15 protein-coding genes are annotated in these 21,084 nt (G+C 69.8%); 11 read left to right on the top strand and 4 right to left on the bottom strand.

Annotated features, from left to right (window positions below; all coding sequences use genetic code 11):
- Nucleotides 1–72: 72 nt before the first annotated feature.
- Nucleotides 73–1,485: a type I glutamate--ammonia ligase gene (glnA, locus tag AB0J08_RS06670; protein WP_360627927.1), complete on the top strand. Its 1,413-nt coding sequence runs from the start codon at nt 73–75 to the stop codon at nt 1,483–1,485.
- A 354-nt stretch (nt 1,486–1,839) separates the two neighbouring features.
- Here the strand turns inward: glnA and AB0J08_RS06665 are convergent, their stop codons facing one another.
- From AB0J08_RS06665 to AB0J08_RS06650, 4 genes are all read right to left on the bottom strand, one after another.
- Nucleotides 1,840–4,908 (bottom strand): RICIN domain-containing protein, encoded by a 3,069-nt coding sequence (locus AB0J08_RS06665; RefSeq protein ID WP_360627924.1) that lies wholly within the window; start codon nt 4,906–4,908, stop codon nt 1,840–1,842.
- A gap of 441 nt (nt 4,909–5,349) precedes the next feature.
- Nucleotides 5,350–6,453, bottom strand: a complete 1,104-nt coding sequence (locus tag AB0J08_RS06660) for a ricin-type beta-trefoil lectin domain protein (protein WP_360627921.1) — start codon at nt 6,451–6,453, stop codon at nt 5,350–5,352.
- A 189-nt stretch (nt 6,454–6,642) separates the two neighbouring features.
- The gene (locus AB0J08_RS06655) at nt 6,643–8,196 is read right to left on the bottom strand and encodes an RICIN domain-containing protein (RefSeq protein WP_360627918.1); all 1,554 of its coding nucleotides are present in this window, start codon (nt 8,194–8,196) and stop codon (nt 6,643–6,645) included.
- Between the two features lie 177 nt (nt 8,197–8,373).
- On the bottom strand, nt 8,374–10,605 hold the full coding sequence (locus AB0J08_RS06650) for an alpha-L-fucosidase (RefSeq protein ID WP_360627915.1): 2,232 nt from the start codon (nt 10,603–10,605) through the stop codon (nt 8,374–8,376).
- Between the two features lie 467 nt (nt 10,606–11,072).
- Between AB0J08_RS06650 and AB0J08_RS06645 the strand changes: the two genes are divergently transcribed.
- The 10 genes from AB0J08_RS06645 to AB0J08_RS06600 all read left to right on the top strand — a co-directional run bounded on the left by AB0J08_RS06645 (nt 11,073) and on the right by AB0J08_RS06600 (nt 21,032).
- Nucleotides 11,073–12,134, top strand: a complete 1,062-nt coding sequence (locus tag AB0J08_RS06645) for a sugar ABC transporter substrate-binding protein (RefSeq protein ID WP_360627912.1) — start codon at nt 11,073–11,075, stop codon at nt 12,132–12,134.
- A gap of 46 nt (nt 12,135–12,180) precedes the next feature.
- A complete protein-coding gene (locus AB0J08_RS06640) occupies nt 12,181–13,743 on the top strand; it encodes a sugar ABC transporter ATP-binding protein (RefSeq protein ID WP_360627909.1) in 1,563 nt (520 codons plus the stop codon).
- Nucleotides 13,736–14,779, top strand: coding sequence for an ABC transporter permease (locus tag AB0J08_RS06635; RefSeq protein ID WP_360627906.1), 1,044 nt, complete (start codon nt 13,736–13,738; stop codon nt 14,777–14,779). The genes AB0J08_RS06640 and AB0J08_RS06635 overlap by 8 nt, the downstream gene beginning before the upstream one ends.
- 89 nt (nt 14,780–14,868) lie before the next feature.
- The gene (locus AB0J08_RS06630) at nt 14,869–16,191 is read left to right on the top strand and encodes an L-fuconate dehydratase (RefSeq protein ID WP_360627903.1); all 1,323 of its coding nucleotides are present in this window, start codon (nt 14,869–14,871) and stop codon (nt 16,189–16,191) included.
- Nucleotides 16,184–17,083, top strand: a complete 900-nt coding sequence (locus AB0J08_RS06625) for an amidohydrolase family protein (RefSeq protein ID WP_360627900.1) — start codon at nt 16,184–16,186, stop codon at nt 17,081–17,083. Before AB0J08_RS06630 ends, AB0J08_RS06625 begins: the two co-directional genes overlap by 8 nt.
- Entirely contained in the window at nt 17,074–17,511 is a 438-nt protein-coding gene (locus AB0J08_RS06620) for an RbsD/FucU domain-containing protein (RefSeq protein WP_360627897.1), read from the top strand. Before AB0J08_RS06625 ends, AB0J08_RS06620 begins: the two co-directional genes overlap by 10 nt.
- On the top strand, nt 17,508–18,551 hold the full coding sequence (locus tag AB0J08_RS06615) for an alcohol dehydrogenase catalytic domain-containing protein (protein WP_360627894.1): 1,044 nt from the start codon (nt 17,508–17,510) through the stop codon (nt 18,549–18,551). Before AB0J08_RS06620 ends, AB0J08_RS06615 begins: the two co-directional genes overlap by 4 nt.
- The gene (locus AB0J08_RS06610) at nt 18,548–19,309 is read left to right on the top strand and encodes an SDR family oxidoreductase (RefSeq protein ID WP_360627891.1); all 762 of its coding nucleotides are present in this window, start codon (nt 18,548–18,550) and stop codon (nt 19,307–19,309) included. Before AB0J08_RS06615 ends, AB0J08_RS06610 begins: the two co-directional genes overlap by 4 nt.
- Nucleotides 19,306–19,935 (top strand): bifunctional 4-hydroxy-2-oxoglutarate aldolase/2-dehydro-3-deoxy-phosphogluconate aldolase, encoded by a 630-nt coding sequence (gene eda / locus AB0J08_RS06605; RefSeq protein ID WP_360627888.1) that lies wholly within the window; start codon nt 19,306–19,308, stop codon nt 19,933–19,935. Before AB0J08_RS06610 ends, eda begins: the two co-directional genes overlap by 4 nt.
- Nucleotides 19,932–21,032 (top strand): sugar kinase, encoded by a 1,101-nt coding sequence (locus AB0J08_RS06600; protein ID WP_360627886.1) that lies wholly within the window; start codon nt 19,932–19,934, stop codon nt 21,030–21,032. Before eda ends, AB0J08_RS06600 begins: the two co-directional genes overlap by 4 nt.
- Nucleotides 21,033–21,084 lie beyond the last annotated feature (52 nt).

Genomic DNA, 21,084 nt, shown 5'->3' with positions numbered 1-21,084 from the left:
CGGCCGGGTCACCGGTTGGAAACGGGCCGTTCCTAGGGTGAGCCCGCCCCATTCGCACGCCGAGGAGGATGGATGTTCAACAACGCCGCCGAAGTGAAGCAGTTCATTCAGGACAACGATGTCAAGTTCATCGACGTCCGGTTCTGCGATCTCCCGGGCGTCATGCAGCACTTCTCCGTGCCCGCGGCGACCTTCGACCCGTCCGAGACCCTGATGTTCGACGGTTCGTCGATCCGCGGCTTCCAGGCCATCCACGAGTCCGACATGGCACTCGTCCCGGACCTGGCCACGGCCCGGCTCGACCCGTTCCGCAAGGAAAAGCACCTCAACATCAACTTCTTCATCCAGGACCCGGTCACCGGCGAGGCCTACAGCCGCGACCCGCGCAACGTCGCGAAGAAGGCCGAGGCGTACCTCGCCTCCTCCGGCATCGCCGACACCGCGTACTTCGGCCCCGAGGCCGAGTTCTACGTCTTCGACTCGGTGCGCTTCGACACCAGCGCCAACGCGTCGTACTACCACATCGACTCCGAGGCCGGCGCCTGGAACACCGGCTCCGCCGAGGGCGACGCGCGCGGCTACAAGGTCAAGTACAAGGGCGGCTACTTCCCGATCCCGCCCGTCGACCACTTCGCCGACCTGCGCGCCGAGATGTCGCTGGAACTGGCCGCGGCCGGGCTGGAGGTCGAGCGCCAGCACCACGAGGTGGGCACGGCCGGCCAGGCGGAGATCAACTACAAGTTCAACACGCTGCTGCACGCGGCCGACGACCTGATGCTGTTCAAGTACATCATCAAGAACGTCGCGTGGCGCAACGGCAAGACCGCCACCTTCATGCCGAAGCCGATCTTCGGCGACAACGGCTCGGGCATGCACGTCCACCAGTCGCTGTGGACCGACGGCTCACCGCTCTTCTACGACGAGCAGGGCTACGCCGGACTCTCCGACACCGCCCGCTACTACATCGGCGGCCTGCTCAAGCACGCCCCCTCGCTGCTCGCCTTCACCAATCCGTCGGTGAACTCCTACCACCGGCTGGTGCCCGGCTTCGAGGCGCCGGTCAACCTGGTGTACTCGCAGCGCAACCGCTCGGCCGCGATCCGGATCCCGATCACCGGGTCCAACGCCAAGGCCAAGCGCATCGAGTTCCGCGCGCCGGACCCGTCGTCCAACCCGTACCTCGCGTTCGCCGCGATGCTGATGGCCGGCCTCGACGGCGTCAAGAACAAGATCGAGCCGCTGCAGCCGGTCGACAAGGACCTGTACGAGCTGGCCCCCGAGGAGCACGCCAACGTGCCGCAGGTGCCGTCCTCGCTGCCGGCCGTACTGGAGGCCCTGGAGGCGGACCACGAGTACCTGCTCGCCGGCAACGTCTTCACGCCGGACCTGATCGAGACCTGGATCGACTTCAAGCGCACCAACGAGATCGCCCCGATCGCGCTGCGCCCGCACCCGCACGAGTTCGAGCTGTACTACGACCTGTAGGGGTACCTCTGACCTGCGGGAACGCAGGTCGGCCTCTCATCGTTTCCGCGGGTCAGCGCCTTGCTGACCTGCGGAAACATCCATGGGAAGGCCCGGCGTCAAAGGTTTGACGGCTCGCGGTGGGACATGAGAGTGCGCGGGGATCGAACTCAGCACAGGACCTCTCGGTGACCTGAGCCCCACAGCGCAACCTGCGCTCACGTGACGATGTGAACAGGCGCCGCCGGCGCTGGTCGAGGTGGGGAAGGACCACCTCGAACTCAGCTGCCGGCGACGCCTGTTGCCCTTCCGATGCGCTCACATCACACTATGAGCGACGCTGCGGGAGGCTACGGATCAAGACTCAGCCTCTGCTCAGGCCGGGACCAGCTGCCACTGCTGGTTGGCGCTGCCGGAGGCGGTCCACTGCACGACCTTGGCGCCGTCGCTGCCGTCCCAGCCGTAGTCGTCCGCAGCCAGCCCGCTGTCGAAGGCGACGACGGTGAAGTACCCGTCGGTGGTGGGCTTCAGGTACCACTGCTGGTTGGTGCCGCCGGTGGCGGTCCACTGCTGCAACTGCAGTCCGACGGTGCTGGAGTGCGCGTTGACATCGAGCAGCTTGCCGCTTCCGGTGTAGCTCAGGGTGTACGAGCCCCCGGGCGCGGCGTTGACGGTCCAGGCCGCGCCGCCGGTCTGCTGGACGGCCAACGCGCCGTCGGCCGTCGACCCGCCCGCCACGGCGAGCGGCTTGCCGCTGACGCGGTTGACGATGCGGTAGTCGGTGCCCGCCACGGGCTGGTTGTCGACGTCGAAGCGGTCGATGGTGACCCAGTTGCCCGTCGACGCGGCCTGGCGGCTACCGGTCACGCGCACACGGATCGTGTGGGTGCCGGAGGACAGCCGGGGGCTTGTCCACACCGCGGCATCGCCGGTGCGGGCCGCGGAGTACTCGTCGACGAGCACCTCGGTCCCGCCGTCGATGGAGACGGCCGCGATGCCGTGGCTCGGCGCGGTCACGGCGTGCAGCGTGACCGTGGTACCCGTGAAGCTCAGCGTCGCCGTGTCGCCGGTGACGTTGCTGTAGGAGTTGGTTCCGCTGTACGGGCCCGACTCGCCGGTGGTGTGACCCCAGCCGCCGGCGTAGGTCACCTTGGAGTCGGCGTCGTCCACCTTGGTCGAGCTGCCCAGGTTGAGGTACTCGACGGAGTCGGTGAACGTGGTGCTGCCCACCTTGGTGGTCGACAGGACGAGGTACACCCGCGAGCCGTTGGCCGGAGCGGTGAAGGAGATCTGCTGGGTGGTCCGGGAGCCCAGCGGGATGGTCAGGTTCGTGCTGCCGGAGCCGACCACCGTGCCGGTGGGGCTGTCGAGCCGCGCCGTCCACGAGAAGCCGACCGTGGTGTTGCTGAGGTCGTCGTTGAACACCGTGACGTTGCGGGTGACCGCACTGTTGTAGGGGTAGGAGTCCACCGAGTTCGGGAGCGGGAAGGTGCCGTTCGTGTCCGACGCGCCGGAGGCCGACCAGTAGGGCAGGTCGATCGCGGCGATCGGGTTGAAGGCTGCCTGTATCCGCTGGATCTGCGGGTTGCTCCAGGGGTCGGGCAGGTTGTCGGCGCCGTAGATGGGCCTGCCGCCCTCCTCCACGGTGAAGTCGGCGGTGCGTACGCCCGGCACGAAGCCGGTCCAGCCGGACAGCAGGGTGTACGGGCGCAGGTCGCTGGCGTCCTTGCCCCGCTTGGCGGCCGTCTCCGTGGCGAACCACTCGAAGCCCTGCTTGGTGTTGCACGCCGGCCAGACGTACTCGCCTTCACCGTCGGGGCGGCCGACGATCGACGGCAGGCTCTCGCCGTAGGTGCCGAGGCCGTCGAGGTAGTGCCCGAAGACGGCGAAGTTGCCGTAGGTCATCGTGGGGTACGGGTCGGCCGGTGCGCCGGGACCGGAGTCGACGCTGATCGGCCGGGTGCCGTCGGCGCCGTTGACGGCCGCGTACAGGTCCTTTTCGAACTGCTCGGAGTCGTAGCTGCCGAGGCCCGGTTCGTTGCTCTGGCTCCAGCGCACGACCGCCGGGTGGTTGCGGTCGCGCAGGGTCAGGGCGCGGGCGTGGTTGACCATGTTGTCGTGGCCGTTGACGAAGTCCTGGAGGTTGCTGGAGCCCCGGATCGCGGTCTCGTCGATGACCATCAGGCCCATCTCGTCGGCGACGTCGAGCATGTACGGGCTGCCGGGCTCCTGGTGGATGCGGACCACGTTGTAGTTGAGCCGCTGGTAGTTGTCCACCGTCTGCCGCCAGCCGCCGTTGCCCTGCGACGCCGGGAGGAAGCCGGGCAGGGTGTCGTAGGCGTCGCCCTTGCCACCGTTGTCGATCCGGTCGAAGTCGGCGCCCTGCAGGCTGTCACCGCGCAGGTTCACCCGAGTGCCGTTGAGGTAGTAGTACTCGCCGTTCTGGGTGGACTCGCGGAACCCGAACCGGTAGGTGGCGTCGCTGGTGCGGCCGTTGTCCGTGACCGCGTGCACCGCCAGGTCGTGCAACTGGGCACGGTAGCCCGACCGGTAGGGCACGTTCGGCCACCAGTAGGAGGTCGTACCGAGATTCCACGCGACCGGCCCGACGGTGACCTTCGCGGTCGAGTGGGCCGCCACGTTGACGGTGGCGCCGGGCAGTGTCGGGTAGCTGAACGACGTACCGTTGTCCGAGGCGAGCGACCCGGTCAGGGTCACCGACCGCGCGCTCGCGGAGGTGTTGGTGACGGACACGTCGTAGCTGAGCGTCCGGTTCGCCACGGAGGTGTGCACGAAGGTGTCACTGACGTACACCGCCGGGTACACCCGCAGGTACGCCGAGCGGTAGATCCCCTGGGGTACCGACTCCGCCCACTCGGCGGCGTCGGGAACGAGGTACGAGCCGTTCGGGTTCCTCAGGGCCTCGCGGCCCTTCACGTCCACACTGATCGTGTGCGTGGTGCCCGGGGCGGCATAGGCGCTGATGTCGAAGTTCGACGGGGTGAACGCCGTGGTCTGGGTCGCCACCACCCGGCCGTCCACCGACAGCGTCGCCTGGTGGTTCACCGCGCCGAACTCGATCCACACCGACTGCGGCTGTCCGGAATCCGGCACCGTGATGCTGCGCGAGTACACCGCCTCGCGCACGTCGGTGAACCCCTGCTTGTACCAACCGCCGCCGGGCACCGTGATCGAGGTCGCGCTCTTGCCCGCCGGGGTGAAGCTCCACGTCCCGGACAGGTCCACCGAAGCGGTCGCACCATTACCGGCGGTGAAGCCGTTGAGGTCCGATACCGACGCGACGGGAGCGGCGGGGAGGGACGACGATGCGGGCCGCGAGGCCGCCGCGACCGGAGCCGCGACCGCGGCGGCGAGCAGCGCCACCGTGATCCTGGAACACCACGAGGGGCCTGGCCTGCGGGGCGGCAGTATGCGTCGATGCATGTGAACATCTCCCGAGCATCAGTGATCTTGCGATTGTTAGCGCTAACAATTCGCCCCGCAGGTTTCCTCGATCGTCGGTGCCCAGCTGGTAGCGCGGCTGTCGGTGTGCGGATGGAAGGCTGCAGGCCGTGCGACGAGGCGAACAGGCCAATTCGGGACTGAGGTATCGCTGTTCGACCCGGGGGTGTGTGCAGAGAGCTCACCTGTGGCGCTGGCGATGAAAGTAGACCTTGTAGCTGTATGTCGTCAAGCACTGGTTACGCACAGGTTTCAGCTGGCAAAATGCTTCGCTGTCGTCACGCTCTGCGATCGCAGCCAGATCGACAGCCGTCTGGTGAGCCGGTACGGTCCGCCCGGACCGACGCTGTGTCAAGTCATACGAGCCAACGGTCTCCCCGGGGCCTGGGCCCGAAGCGGGCTCAGGCCCCCGGGAGGTGGCGGTCATCCGGCGGTCAGGGTGGTCCATTTCTGGTTGGAGCCGCCGTGGCAGTCCCACAGCTGGAGCTGCGTGCCGTCGGCCGTGGAGGAGCCCGGGACGTCGAGGCAGCGGCCGGAGGCGGGGTTGCGGTAGCCGCCGTTGTAGGGCTGCCAGACCTGGTTGGCGCCGCCGTGGCAGGCCCAGATCTGCGCCTTGGTGCCGTTGACCGTCCCCCCGCCCGCGGCGTCGAGGCACTTGCCCATGGCGCGGAGGGTGCCGTCGAGGTAGGCGGACCACTGCTGGTTGACGCCGCCGCTGCAGCCCCAGGTCTGCACGGCGGTCCCGTCGGCGGTGCCGGCGCCGTTGACATCCAGGCACTTGCCGGCGATGTCGGACTGCACGCGCGCGGCGGCGGGGGCCGGGTTCTTCAGCCACCCGGCGTTGTCCGCCGCCTGGATACCGCGGTGGAAGGCGTCGGCCATCTTCTGGTAGCCCGCGTCGTTGGGATGCAGGGCGTCGGCGAGGTCGGCCGTGGTCAGGCTGCTCATGTCCACGTACGCGACGTGCTTGCCCGCGGCCTGTGCCTCGCTCACGATCTGGGGGATGGCCTGGTTGTACGCGGCCCGGTACCGCTCCTCCGATCCGCTGGTGGACACGACGAGGGAGGCCACGAGGACCGTTGCGTCGGGGACGTCGGCGGTGATCTGGTTGACCAGCGACTTCAGCCGGGCGGCGGCCGTGGAGGGTTGGTAGTTTCCGTTGAGGTCGTTGGTGCCGATCTCCAGCGTCACGACGTTGGGCCGGTACCGGGTCAGCGGAGCGTCGGCGAGTGCGGCGATCTGGTCGATGCGGTATCCGGAGTGGCCCTCGTTGTCGGGATCCGACATCGAACCGCCCCGCAGCGTGCCGACGAAGTCCAGTGGATGGCCGTCCGTCGCGAGCTTGTCCCACAGCGGACCCCGGTAGCCGTTGCCCGTACTGCCTCCCACGCCCCAGGTTATCGAGTCGCCCAACGGCATGACCCGCAAGGGCGTGTTGGAGGCGGCGGAGGCGGGGGTCGCACCTGCCGTCACCCCGAGCGTGGCAGCGACGAGCGAGATCAGCGGTAGAACCCAGGACTTCTTCATGCAGGCGTCCTCTTCTGCGAGTGGGGGCTGGATCAACGGGGCTGATGAACCGTTCGTGTCAGCAGTTCGGCCGCCGTGCCGTCGGCCTCGGCAGCTGCCTGACGTACCGTCAGAACGGTATGGGGGGAGCCTCTTGTGCTGAGAGCGGATCGGCCTTCTCGATCGTCGGACCGTGATCGGTCCGCGCCGTCACCAGCCTGTCGGCAGGCCGGAGACGAACGAGGTGAGCCGGTCGGCGATGAGCCGGTCGTCATGGGCCGAGTAGTGCCAGTCGCAGCCGAGGAAGTCCAGGTCCGAGCCGTCGAGGGGCCAGTAACGCACCCCGCCGTCGCCGGCGTCGTTGCGAGCCTTGACCGTCTGCTGGACGAGGCCGGCGTACTGGCCGGCGCCGACCGCCACGAGGGTCGTCCCGGCTCCGTAGCGCGTGCGCAGCTTCTGGAGGAAGTCGCCGTAGGCGGTGCGGTAGCCGGCCGCGAGGCTGTCCGGCGTCCACGGCTCACCGGGGTTGACGGCGGTCGAGAAGTCGTTGGTGCCAAGGTTGACCACCACGACCTGAGGCCGCCAGGTGCCCGGGTTCTGCCAGACGTCGCCGGACACGTTCAGCAGGGCACGGTCGTAGAAGCTCCGGTACGTGACGTCCGGTGAGCCTCCGTTGAAGTTGCGCACCATACCGAGGCCGGAGTAGCCGTTGATCTGGTAGTCGGCGTCGAACTGCCGGGCGGTGAGGGCGCCGTAGCTCACGTCGGCGTTGGTGCTCCGCCGGAGCTGGTCCCCGGTGCAGCTGCGGGAGGTCGAGAGGTTGCCGTAGCCCACCGTGAGGGAGTCACCGATGAACTCGATCTGGCGGCTACGGGCAGCCGGCTTGCTCAGTACGGCACCGCCGGGCGCGGCGACGAAGCCTCCGAACGTGCCGGTGTCCCCCGGGGTGTCGTTGCGCTTGACGAGCCGGACGGTGTGCGTGCTGTTCGACAGGCCGTTGATCCAGTGCGTGGTGTCGCCCGGCGTCACGAGCGTGGCGACGGTGTTTCCGTCGATCTGGACGTCGTAGTCGGCAGCCGAGTCGTTGAGCACGACGCCCACGCCGGTGCCGCTGACCCTGCCCTCGAAGTACACGCCGGGCCAGCTGTACTGCACCGTACCGCCGGCGTCCTTGACCCGACCCGCGGTGTGCACCTGAGCCAACACCCCTGACACGCGGACCAGTTGCCACTGCTGATCGGCCCCGCCCCGGTCGGCGGACTGGACCACCTTGGCGCCGTCCGAGGTGGAGCCGTTGTCGACCTCGACGGCCTTGCCGCTGTTGCGGTTGATCAGCCGGACGTATCCGTCCGGCGAATCCGCCAACCGGAACTGCTGGTTGACGCTGCCCGCATCGCTCCACTGCACGATGTCCGCGCGGTCCACGGTGGAGAAGCCGTAGACGTCCAGCACCTTGCCCGAGTGCTGCGCCTTCAGCCGGTAGTAACCGTCACCCGAGTCGACGAACTGGAACCGCTGATTGGCGCCGTCGTGGCGGGCCCACTGCACGAGGGCCGCCCCGTCGGCAGTACTCGCGCCCGACACGTCGAGCGCCTTGCCGCTGCCACGGTTGACCAGCACGTACCACGCGCCGGTATCCACGGTGGCCGCCCGCGCCGTCCCGACGGCACCCAGCCCGGACAGCAGAGCCGCCAGCAGGGCGGTCACCGCGGTCAGCACCCCCGTACGCCTCCCGCGGCGGCGCCATCGCGGACTGAGTGTCATATGCATGCCATCCTCATGAGCGTGCTCCTCTTCACTGAATGTGCCCCGGGGACACGTAGCGTTCCGTTCACCGAGTGCGCCCCGGGGACACGCACCCCGAGCGGGTCCGGTTCGCTTGGCACGGATCGCGCCCCACGTCAGCGGCGGCGCTCCACCGCGGCGGCAGCGCTCCACCGCCTACAGCGCGGTGAAGCTCCACAGCAGGTTGGTGCTGCTGCCGTAGGTCCACTGCTTGGTGACCGACCCCGAGGTCACGCTGCCACCGCCGTCGAGGACCAGGCCGGTGGTGCGGTTGGCCATCGAGTAGGTGTCGCCGCCCCGGTGGGTGACCGTCCACTGCTGGTTGGTGCCACCGTTCCAGGCGGCCTGCTTGACTTCGGAGCCGTTGGCGGTGGCGCCCCAGCCGTCGGCGACCATGCCGTTCGTCCGGTTGACCAGCTTGTAGTAACCGCCTCCGAGGTCCACCGCCTGCCACTGCAGGTTCGAACTGCCGTCCCAGGTCCACTGCTTGAGGCTGGAGCCGGAGGCGACGTTGCCGCCGCTGTCCAGGGCGAGGCCGTCGGTGACGTTGGTGATCCGGAAGTACGTCGCCGGATTGAACTGCACCCGCAGCGAGGTGATCTGGTCGTTGTTGCCGGTGACCCGCAGGTCGGGGTTGGCGGCGGTGAAGGTCCAGGAGGCCCCCGTGAAGTTGTCCCCGGAGTAGCCGATCACCTGGTAGCCGGGGGCCGGCCGGACCGAGGAGAGGGAGCGCACGCCCAGCCCGGCCGCGGTCAGCGCGTCCGCGGTGTAGTCGCCGAGGGCGAGCGTGGCGGAGGCGCCGGTGTAGCCGACGTCCGCGAAGGCGATGGCACCGGCCGCGGGCCGCAGGCCCGGGATGGTGCCGGAGAAGGCGAGCTTCAGGACGTAGGCGTTGGCGGCGTACGGCGCCGTGGACGGCAGGGCGACCGTGAGGCCGGCGGCGTTCTGAGTGGGTGTGGGCAGGTCGATGTAGGTGCCGGCGGTGGTACCGAGGAGCTTCACCGAGGTCAGCGACGAGAGGTTGATCCGGTCCGCGCCGAGCGTCTTGATCGTCAGCGAACTCCCGGGCCAGCCGAGGACGGTGGCGTACAGGACGTTGTCGGCCTTGTTGCGGGTGAAGCGGATGTCCTGCGCGGTGCCGGCGTGGGGGGTGGTGAACGAGCCACCGCCCATCTTCGTCGGGCCCTCGCCGTACGCCGTCCAGGCGCGGGTGGAGTACACCGACTCGCCGAAGCGCTTCAGGTAGTCCCCCATGCCGAGCAGGATGTCCTTCTGCGCCTGGGGGATGGTGCCGTCGGCCATCGGCGCGATGTTCAGCAGCACGTTGCCGTTCTTGCTGACCCGGTCGATGAACGAGTGCAGCATCTCCTGGGTGCTGTAGTAGCCGATGCCCTGGGTGTAGCACCAGCTGGAGCTGGAGATGCTGTCGTCGGTCAGCCAGTACGGGGAAGTGGTGTCGCCCGGGCCGCCGCGCTCGTAGTCGAAGACCTCGCCCTTGCCGTTCATGCCGTCCTTGTAGGTGGCGACGACCTCCCGGCCCCAGCTGTTGGCCTGGTTGTAGTAGTACGACAGGAAGTTCAGGCGCTGCTTCTCGTCGACGCCGTCCAGCTTGAAGTCCTGCCACAGGATGTCGGGCTGGGAGCGGTCGATGACCTCCTTGAGCTTGTCGTACCAGAGCTGGTTCTCCGCAGCCGCACCCAGCTGTCCGTAGAGCTTCTTGAGGCTGGGGTCCGTCTGCGCCGGGACGTGCTCGTAGAAGCCGTTGTAGTGGTACGCGTGGTGCATGGCCACCAGCAGCTTCAGGCCCTTGGCGCGAATCGCCGTCGAGAAGATCTTCAGCAGGTCGAGCCCCGGGCCCTTGTTCACCGAGTTCCACTCGTTGACCTGGCTGTCCCACATGGAGAAGCCGTCGTGATGTTCGGCCACGGGCCCGGCGAACTTCGCGCCGGCGTCGACGAACAGCCGCACCCACTCGTCCGGGTCGAAGTTGCCACCGGCCGACTTCAGCTTCGGCGCGAACTTCACGGGGTTGCCCGCCAGGTCCTGCGCCCCGTTGATGAAGTTGTGGTACGGCCAGGCCGAGGGCTGGCCGTAGGTGGCGACGTGGTGCTTGTTGGCGTAGCTGTCGGCCTCGTACATGTTGCGCGGGTACCACTCGTTGTGGAAGGCGGGGACGCTGAAGGCGCCCCAGTGGAAGTAGATCCCGAACTTCGCGTCCTGGAACCACTCCGGCGCCGCCGGGTGCTGATCGACCGAGTTCCAGTCGGGCGTGTACGTGCTGGGCGCCGCCTGGGCGCCGCCGGCGCCGAGTAAGCCGCCGGCGAGGGCAGTCGTGGCCACGAAGGTCGCGCCGGCCAGGAACTGGCGCCTGTTGATCGAGCTCGACATGGACACATCCCTGATGCGGAAGGGGACAGGAGGGAATGGAGCGACGTACGAGTCGGCGCCGCTGCTGTGCCCGGGGCGCCGCCTGTTACGCATGAAGGTCGTTCATGTATCCATGGGATGTCAACAGGCGTGCAGGGATGAAAGCGCCCTGCAGACAAGCGAGTTGTTCGCTTTACTCCCATTTGGCAGACATTGAGGTCCCGCAAACATGGCATGTCTGACGGGTGCTCAGCATCCGGATCGTGCCATCGAGCAGCGAGAGTTGATGGGATGGATCCTTGATCCTCGACGCCGACTCAGTTCCCCTTCGGGACGCGAACTGGGGTTTCTTGGAGGAATCAGCGCGAAGCCTAGACAGCGGACCACAGCCAGACCTATAAACATCCCATCTCTACTGCACGGCGACACACCGCTGTCGTCGAGGTGCAACATCTCCCGCTACGGGACCAGCGTGAGGAAGCCCCTTCATGAGACTCCGGACCGCCCTCTGTGCCGCCTCCACCCTGTCCGCGCTGGCACTGCTCACCGCGTGCGGCAGCGGCTCCACCACCTCGGCGTCGTCGGGTGGCTCGCCGTTGATCGGCGTCGACTACCCCCGCTCCGACACCGACTTCTGGAACTCCTACATCAAGTACACACCCCAGTCCGCCAAGGACCTGGGCCTGCAGCTGAAGACCACCAACTCGCAGAGCGACGTCGCCAAACTCACCGCCAACGCGCAGGCGTTCATCAGCCAGGGCGTCAAGGGCATCGCGATGGCCCCGCAGGACACCGCCGCCATCGCCCCGACCCTCGCGCAGCTGGAGGCGAAGAAGATCCCCGTCGTCACCGTCGACACCCGCCCCGACACCGGCAGGGTCTACATGGTCGTACGGGCCGACAACCGCGCGTACGGCGAGAAGGCGTGCCAGTACCTCGGCGCCAAGCTCGGCGGCCAGGGCAAGGTCGTCATGCTCCAGGGCGACGTCGCCTCCATCAACGGCCGGGACCGCACCGACGCGTTCAACGAGTGCATGAAGAAGAACTTCCCGGACATCAAGGTGTTCGGTGAGGCCACCAACTGGGACGGGGCGGTCGCCGCGCAGAAGCTCCAGACGGACCTGACCGCCAACCCGGACATCAAGGGCGTCTACATGCAGTCCAGCTTCGCGCTCTCCGGCACCCTCCAGGTCCTCAAGCAGAAGGGCCTGCTGGTCGGTCCCGAGGACAAGAAGCACGTGTTCATCGTCTCCAACGACGGCATCCCCGAGGAGCTCAAGGACATCGCCGCCGGGCAGATCGACGCCACCGTCTCCCAGCCGGCCGACCTCTACGCCAAGTACTCCCTGTACTACCTGAAGGCCGCGATCGACGGGAAGACCTTCGAGCCCGGCAAGACCGACCACGACAGCACCATCATCAAGGTCCGCGACGGGCTGCTCGAGGACCAGCTCGCCGCTCCGCTGGTCACCGCCGACGGCGGCACCTACGGCGGCGTGCCCAGCCTCAAGAGCGACGACAAGTCCCTGTGGGGCAACAACGTCGGCTGATTCCCCCATCCGGCAGGCAACGGCTCACGAGAACAAGGCGGTTGAGATGAGCGACGGGGAGCGAGCAGTCAGCCCCGCGCCCGCCCCGGCGGGCGGCGGACCGGTCCCGGCGGACCCGCCTGTCGTCGAGGCGACGGGCATAGTCAAACGATTCGGTTCGACGGTGGCCCTGAACGGCGCCCGGATCACCATCAGGCCCGGCGAGACCCACGCGCTCGTCGGCCGCAACGGAGCCGGCAAGTCGACCCTGGTCTCCGTCCTCACCGGCCTTCAGACCCCCGACGAGGGCACGGTGACCTTCGGCGGCGAGCCGGCCCCCCGCGTCAGCGACCGCGACGCCTGGCGGCAACGCGTGGCCTGCGTCTACCAGAAGTCGACGATCATCCCCACGCTGACCGTCGCCGAGAACCTCTTCATCAACCGGCACGACCACGGACGCGGCCGGCTGATCAGCTGGCGGGCCACCCGGCGCCGCGCCCAGGACCTGCTGTCGACGTGGTCGGTGGACGTCGACCCGCAGACCGCCGCCGGTGAACTCACGGTCGAGCAGCGGCAGTTCGTCGAGATCGCCCGGGCGCTGTCCTTCGGGGCACGGTTCATCATCCTCGATGAGCCGACCGCCCAGCTCGACGGGGCCGCGATCAACCGTCTCTTCGACCGCATCCGCGACCTGCAACGCCAGGGCGTGACGTTCCTGTTCATCAGCCATCACCTCCAGGAGATCTACGAGATCTGCGACATGGTGACGGTCTTCCGCGACGCCCGGCACATCGTGACCGCGCCGGTCGCCGAACTCCCGCGCGCCGACCTGGTCGCCGCCATGACCGGCGAGGCGACGGCCGACCGGCGGGAGGAACGGCCGGGCACCCTCGACCCGGGCGCCACGGCCGCGTTGAGCATCCGCGCCCTGCGGGGCGACGCTTACGACGATGTCAGCTTCCAGGTGAGGGCCGGCGAGATCGTCGGGCTCGCGGGCGCCGCCGGCAGCGGGCGCACCGAGGTCGCCGAAACCGTCGTGGGGCTGCGGGCGGCAGCGGCGGGCGAGGTGGAGATCGCCGGCAACCGGCCCCGGCCGGGCAGCGTGCCCGCCGCGCTCGCCGCCGGCGCCGGCTTCGTCCCCCAGGACCGGCACCACCAGGGCTTCGTCCCCGACATGTCGATCGCGGACAACGCCACCCTGTCCGTGCCGAAACGGCTCGGCACGAACGGGTTCTTGAACCGCAGCCGCCGGGACCGGCTCGCCGAGGCCATGATCGAGAACCTCGCGATCAAGACCCCCGGCCCCGATCTGCCCGTCTCCGCGCTCTCCGGAGGCAACCAGCAGAAGGTCGTGATGGCCCGCGCCCTGGCGGACGACCCGCGTCTGCTGGTCCTGATCAACCCGACCGCGGGCGTGGACGTGCGCTCCAAGGAGTTCCTCCTCGGCAAGGTCGAGGAGACCGCGGACACCGGCACGGGCGTGCTCATCGCCTCCGACGAACTCGACGACCTGCGCATGTGCGACCGGGTCCTGGTGATGTTCCAGGGCCGAGTGACCTCAGAGATCGCCCGCGGCTGGCACGACCACGACCTCGTGGCCGCGATGGAAGGAGTGGACCTCAATGCCTGAAACCGTCCTCGCGGAGACGTCCGCCCCCAAGGCCGCCGGCTCTCCCGCCAACCGGACGGGCCTGTTCGGCGGCCGGATACCCCTGGCACGACTGCGCGATCTCGCGCTCGTCCCGGCCATCGTCGTCATCGCGATCGTCGGCCAGATCGTCAACCCGGTCTTCCTGCAGCCGGACAACCTCATCAACGTCCTGCAGACCATGTCCGAGATCGCCCTGCTGGTCCTCGCCCAGACGATGATCCTGATCGTCAAGAAGATGGATCTCTCCCTGGAGTCCACCATGGGCCTGGCGCCCGGCGTGGCGGCCTGGCTGGTGGTACCCACCGGCGTCGGGCACGGTCTCGGGCTCCTGCCGGGAGCATCGGCGGTCCTCGTCACCCTCGCCGTCGGCGCGCTCATCGGCGTCGTCAACGCCCTGCTGATCATCCGGTTCGGTCTCAACGGCTTCATCGTGACCCTCGGCATGCTGATCGTGCTGCGCGGTGTCCTCACCGGCATCTCCGGCGGCCAGACCTTCTTCCAACTGCCGCCGTCGATGCTCTACCTGGGCACCGCCCAGTGGTTCGGGATGCCGGCCTCCATCTGGATCTGCCTGGCCCTGTTCGCCGTCGCCGTCGTCGTCCTGGGCTGGACCAGCTTCGGGCGCTCGCTGTACGCCATCGGCGGCAATGTCGACGCCGCGAAGGCGGCCGGAATCCGCACCGACCGGGTGCTGTGGATCGTCATCGTCACCGGCAGTGTGCTCGCCGCCCTCGCCGGACTGATGCTGTCCGGACGCCTGGCCTCGGTCGCCTCCGCGCAGGGCAACGGCTACATCTTCACCGTCTTCGCCGCCGCCGTGATCGGCGGGATCAGCCTCAACGGCGGCAAGGGCACGATGTTCGGGGCGTTCAGCGGCATCCTGCTGCTCTTCATGATCCAGAACGTGCTCACCCTGGCGGGCGTCCCGGCCCAGTGGATCGGCGCTCTCAACGGCCTGATCATCCTGGTCGCCCTCAGCATCTCGCGCATCACGGGCGGCAAGGTCCAGGAGTGAACCGGGCGGCCGGCCCGACACCCTCCACCACCGCCCCACACCTCGTCGCACGGGCCCGAACCGCCCCTGTCCTCCCAGGAGTCGCCGCCATGTCAGCCTCCCCGTCCGCTGCCCGCATCACCGCCCTGGAGGTGCTGGACGTGCGTTTCCCGACGTCCGAGCACCTGGACGGGTCGGACGCGATGAACCCCGAACCCGACTACTCCGCCGCCTACGTCGTGCTGCGCACCGACGCCGGCGACGGGCTGGAGGGCCACGCCCTGGCCTTCACCACCGGACGCGGCAACGACGTGCAGGCCGCCGCCATCGCGGCACTCGCCCCGCACGTGGTCGGCCGCTCGGTCGAGGAGGTCTGCGGCGACCTCGGCGCGTTCTCCCGCTCCCTCATCCACGACCCCCAACTGCGGTGGCTCGGCCCGGAGAAGGGCGCCATCCACATGGCCACCGGCGCGGTCGTCAACGCCGCCTGGGACCTGACCGCCAAGCGGGCCGGCAAGCCCGTATGGCGCTTCCTCGGCGAGATGTCGCCGGAGGACCTCGTCGCACAGGTCGACTTCCGCTGGCTCAGCGACGCCCTCACCCCCGAGGAGGCCCTGGAGATCCTGCGCCGCGCCGAACCCGGCCGCCAACAGCGCATCGACGGCCTGCTCGACCGCGGCTACCCCGCCTACACCACCACCCCCGGCTGGCTCGGCTACTCCGACGAGAAGCTCGCCCGCCTGTCCCGCGAGGCCGTCGCCGACGGCTTCACCCAGATCAAGCTGAAGGTCGGCGCCTCCCTGGAGGACGACGTACGGCGCATGCACACCGCCCGGGAGGCGGTCGGCGACGACGTCCGCATCGCGGTGGACGCCAACCAGAGGTGGGACGTCCAGCCCGCGATCGACTGGATGCGCGCCCTGGCCCCCTACCACCCGTACTGGATCGAGGAGCCCACCTCCCCCGACGACATCCTCGGCCACGCCGCCGTGCGCAAGGCCGTCAGCCCCGTCAAGGTCGCCACCGGCGAGCACATCGCCAACCGCGTCGTCTTCAAGCAGCTCCTCCAGGCCGGCGCGGTCGACATCGTGCAGATCGACTCCGCGCGCGTCGGCGGGGTCAACGAGAACATCGCGATCCTGCTGCTCGCCGCCAAGTTCGGCGTGCCGGTCTGCCCGCACGCGGGCGGCGTGGGCCTGTGCGAGATGGTCCAGCACCTGTCGATGTTCGACTACGTCGCCGTCTGCGGCACCACCGAGGACCGCGTCATCGAGTACGTCGACCACCTCCACGAGCACTTCATCGACCCGGTCCGCGTCGCCGACGGCCACTACCTCGCGCCGACCCTGCCCGGACTGAGTGCCCAGATGCACCCCGAGTCCCTCAAGGAGTACTCCTACCCCGACGGCCCCGTCTGGTCCGCCCGTGTCTGACCTGCCACCCCTGGTCGACTCCCACCACCACGTGTGGGACCTGGACCGTCGCCCCCAGCCCTGGCTGGACGAGCCGGGCCACCAGCCGATCCGTCGTACGTACGGCGTCGACGACCTGCGCCTGGCCGCGACCCGCCCGATCGCCGGTCGGTGGTTGGCGAGCACCGTGCTCGTCCAGTGCGTGACCTCCGTCTCCGAGACCCGGGAGTTGCTGGCCCTGGCCGACCAGGACCCGCTGATCGGCGCCGTCGTCGGCTGGGCGGACCTCACCTCGCCCGCCATCGGTGACGTACTCGACGCCCTGCTCTCGGCACCCGACGGCGGGTACCTGCGGGCCCTGCGTCACGTCGTGCAGGGCGAGACGGACCCGGAGTGGCTGCAACGCCCCGACGTCGAACGGGGGTTGTCGGCGGTCCGGGATCGCGGGCTCGGCTACGACGTACTGGTCCGCAGCCACCAGCTCGACCAGGCGATCCGGCTCGCCGAACGCTTCCCGGACCTTCCCCAGGTGCTCGACCACGCGGGCAAGCCGTCCATCGCCGACGGCGAACTCGCCGACTGGGAAAGGAAGGTACGCGTTCTGGCCGACGGCTCCCAGGTGCGGTGCAAGGTCTCCGGGCTGATCACGGAGGCGGACCACGCGCGGTGGACGATCGACGACCTCCGGCCGGTGTGGGACGTGCTGCTCTCCGCCTTCGGCCCCGACCGGCTGATGTTCGGCTCGGACTGGCCGGTCTGCGTCCTCGCGGGCGGCTGGGACCGCTGGGCCGTCACCGTCGAGGAATTGCTGAACGACTGTTCCGAGAGCGAGAAGCAGGCGGTGCTCTCCGGTACGGCGACCGCCTTCTACCGCCTGCCCGACCCGAAGGAGAGGACGCTCCCGTGCTCCTGACCGAACTACTGCATCCCGGCATCCTCGAATCCCTCGCCGGCGCCGGCCACGGCGCCCGGGTGCTGCTCGCCGACGGCCACTACCCCGCGAGCACCGCCACCGGCGCGCACGCCAGAACCGTCCACCTCAACCTGGCCCCCGGACTGCTCGACGTCACCACCGTGCTCGACGTCCTGCTGCGCGCCCTGCCGGTCGAGGCGGCCCACGTGATGGTGCCGCCCGAGGGCGAACCGGAACCGCCCGCCATCGCCGAGTACCGCTCGATGCTGGCGACCCTGCCGGTCGACACGCTGGGCCGCTTCGAGTTCTACGAGGCCGCCCGCTCGCCCGACCTGGCGCTGGCAATCGTCACCGCCGACACCCGCACCTACGCCAACCTGCTGCTGACGATCGGCGTCCGCGCCGAAGGGACCCTGACGACACGATGACTCTCGCTGTGCGTTACACGGCTGCCCGGACTCTGGATACGGCCCCGGCCGAAGCCCGGCCTCCGGGCCCCGGCGAGGTGGAGTTGGCGCCCGCGTTCGTCGGGATCTGTGGCACCGACCTGCACATCTTCCACGGTGACATGGACGCCCGGGTGGCCGCGCCCGCCGTGCTGGGGCATGAGATGTCCGGGCGGGTGGTGCGTGTCGGTGCGGGTGTGGAGGGCTGGCAGGCGGGTGACGCGGTCACCGTGATGCCGCTGCGCTGGGACGGCACCTGCCCTGCCTGCCTGATGGGAAATCAACACGTCTGCCACAACCTGGACTTCCTCGGCATCGACTCCCCGGGCGCGATGCAGCAGCGCTGGACGGTACCGGCCTCGACGCTGGTGCGGCTGCCCGAATCGCTGCCGTTGGACCGGGCCGCGCTGGTCGAGCCCACCGCCGTCGCGGTGCACGATGTGGGCCGGGCCGGGGTGCGTGCCGGCGAGAGGGTCGTGGTGGTCGGTGGTGGTCCGGTCGGCCTTCTGATCGCACTGGTGGCGCGGGCTGCGGGCGCCGAGGTGCGGGTGGCTGAGCTGAGTGATCACCGACGGCTGCTGGCCGGGGAGTTGGGGATCACCGCCTGGGATCCGGCGAGTGACGACGTGTCGGCGCTGGTGCAGGAGTGGACCCAAGGCGCGGGCGCGGACGTGGCGTTCGAGGTGTCGGGTGCCGCGGGTGGTGTGGAGACGGCGGTCGACGTGCTGCGTGTGCGCGGGCGGCTCTGCCTGGTGGCGATCCACCCTCGCCCCCGCGAGGTGAACCTGCACCGGTTCTTCTGGCGTGAACTCACCCTGGTGGGAGCCAGGTTGTACGACCGCTCCGACTTCGAGCGCGCGGTGGCCCTGGTGGCCGACGGGACGGTTCCGGCGGAGCGGCTGATCAGCAAGGTCGTCCCGCTCACCGAGGCGCCCGCCGCGTTCGAGGCCCTGGAGGGCGGCGGCGACGTGATGAAGATCCTCGTCGACTGCGCCGACGACACTCGGGGAGCGACCGCATGAGCGCCTTCGACCTCACCGGCAGGCTCGCCGTCGTCACCGGCGCCCGGCGCGGCATCGGCCGGGCCATGGCCCGCGCACTCGCCGAGGCCGGCGCGGACGTCATCGGGGTCAGTGCCCGGTTGGAGGAGACCGGCAGCGACGTGGAGAAGGACGTCCTCGCCGCGGGCCGCACCTTCGAGGCCGTCCGTACCGACTTCGCCGACCCCGCGGCCGTCCGGGCCCTCGGTGCGGACCTGGCCGGGCGCGAGCGGCCGGTGGACATCCTGGTCAACAACGCGGGCACGATCCGCCGCACCCCGGCCGCCGAACACACCGACGCGGACTGGGACTTGGTGCTCCAGGTCAACCTCAGTGCGCAGTTCGCACTGACCCGGGCCGTCGGCGCGACGATGGTGGCACGCGGCCAGGGAAAGATCGTCTTCACGGCCTCGCTGCTCAGCTTCCAAGGCGGCGTCACCGTCCCCGGCTACACCGCCGCCAAGCACGGCGTCGCGGGACTGACCAAGGCGCTGGCCAACGAGTGGGCCCCGCACGGCGTGAACGTCAACGCGATCGCCCCCGGCTACATCGCCACCGACAACACCCGGGCGCTCCAGGACGACCCCGTGCGCAGCAAGGCCATCCTCGACCGCATCCCGGCCGGACGGTGGGGCGGCGCGGACGACCTCGCCGGCGCCACCGTGTTCCTCGCCTCGGACGCCGCCGCCTACGTCCACGGCGTCGTCCTTCCCGTCGACGGCGGCTGGCTCGGCCGATGACCGCCGACCTGGCCTCCGTGCTGGACGGAGCCCGCGTCATGCCGGTGCTGACCGTGCCCTCCGCCACGACCGCGGGCCCGCTGGCCGAAGCGCTCGCGGCGGGAGGCGCCCGGTGCGCCGAAGTCACCTTCCGCACCCCTGACGCCGAGCAGGTGCTCAGGACGATGGCCGCCCACGGCGGCCTCGTCGTCGGCGCCGGCACGGTGCTCACACCCGAGCAGGCGGAGCGGGCCGTGGCCGCCGGGGCCCGCTTCGTCGTCTCCCCCGGCTTCGACGAGGACGTCGTCGCCGGGTGCCGCGAGCTGGGAGTGCCCGTGCTGCCCGGCATCGCCTCCGCCACCGAGCTGATGCGCGCCCTGCGGGCCGGCCTCGACACCGTCAAGCTCTTCCCGGCCGAACCGCTCGGCGGCATCCCGATGCTGCGCGCCCTCGCCGCGCCCTTCCCCCGGGCACGGTTCGTGCCGACGGGCGGCATCGATGCTCCGCGCCTGCCGGCCTACCTCGCCGCCCCGGCCGTCCTCGCCGTGGGCGGCAGCTGGATGGCCACCGCCGCCCATCTGCGGCGGGGCGAGTACGAGGAGATCCGCCGGCTGACCGCCGAGGCCGTGCACGGGAGCGTGACATGACCGACGTGGTGGCCCTCGGCGAGGTGATGCTGCGCTTCGACCCCGGCGAGGGGCGCATCCGCACCGCCCGCACCTTCCAGGTCTGGGAGGGCGGCGGCGAGTACAACGTCGTCCGGGGACTGCGGCGCTGCTTCGGTCTGCGCACGGCCGTCGTCACCGCCCTGGCCGACAACCAGGTGGGCCGGCTCGTCGAGGACCTGATCCTGCAGGGCGGGGTCGAGACCTCGCTGATCCGCTGGGTACCCGGTGACGGCATCGGCCGCGGCGCGCGCAACGGTCTGAACTTCGTCGAACGCGGCTACGGCATCCGCGGCGCGGTGGGCGTCAGCGACCGCGCGGGCACGGCCGTCTCGCAGCTGCGCAAGGGGGACGTCGACTGGGACGCGGTCTTCTCCTCGGGACCGCGCCCGCGCTGGTTCCACACCGGCGGCGTCTTCGCCGGTCTGTCCGACACCACCGTGGACGTCGCGGACGAGGCCATGGCAGCCGCGCGACGGCACGGCGTGACGGTCTCCTACGACCCCAACTACCGCCCGAGCCTCTGGGCCGGCCGCGGCGGCCCGGAGGCCGCCCGCGAGGCCGACCTGCGGCTCGCCCGTCACGCCGATGTCGTGGTCGGCGCCCTGGGCCTGGCCGGACCCTGCCCAGGGGCGCTGCGGGTCGAGGCGGACGAGGTGCAGGACGCCCTCGCCGAGGTGGCCGGCCTCCTGCCCCGAGCCGAGGTGCTCGCGACGACCCTGAGGGAAGTGCCCTCCGCCGGGGTCAACGACTGGTCCTCGGCCGCCTGGTCGGCCCGTGCCGGGTTCGTCCGCGGCCCACAGATGGCCGGCCTGCAGGTCCTTGACCGCATCGGCTCCGGCGACGGCTTCGCGGCCGGCCTGATCTACGGACTGCTGACCACCGACAGTGAAGAGGACGGATCGGAGTGCGGTGCAGGGCCCGTGGCGGGCCTCGACGCCGCCGCACTGAGCCGCGCCCTGGCCTACGGCACCGCGCACGGCGCCCTCACCATGACCACTCCCGGCGACGTGTCCATGGCCTCACGCGCCGAGGTGGAGGCCCTCATGGCAGGCGGCTCGGCCGCCGTCAGAAGGTGACGGACCCCCGGGGCGGTCATGCCGCACCCGCTTCTGAGGGAGAACAGTTGAC

Source organism: Kitasatospora sp. NPDC050463, assembly GCF_040655255.1.
Lineage (GTDB): Bacteria > Actinomycetota > Actinomycetes > Streptomycetales > Streptomycetaceae > Kitasatospora.
The sequence above is the reverse complement of the archived record's forward strand: the minus strand, read 5'-3'. Positions and strand labels throughout refer to the sequence as shown.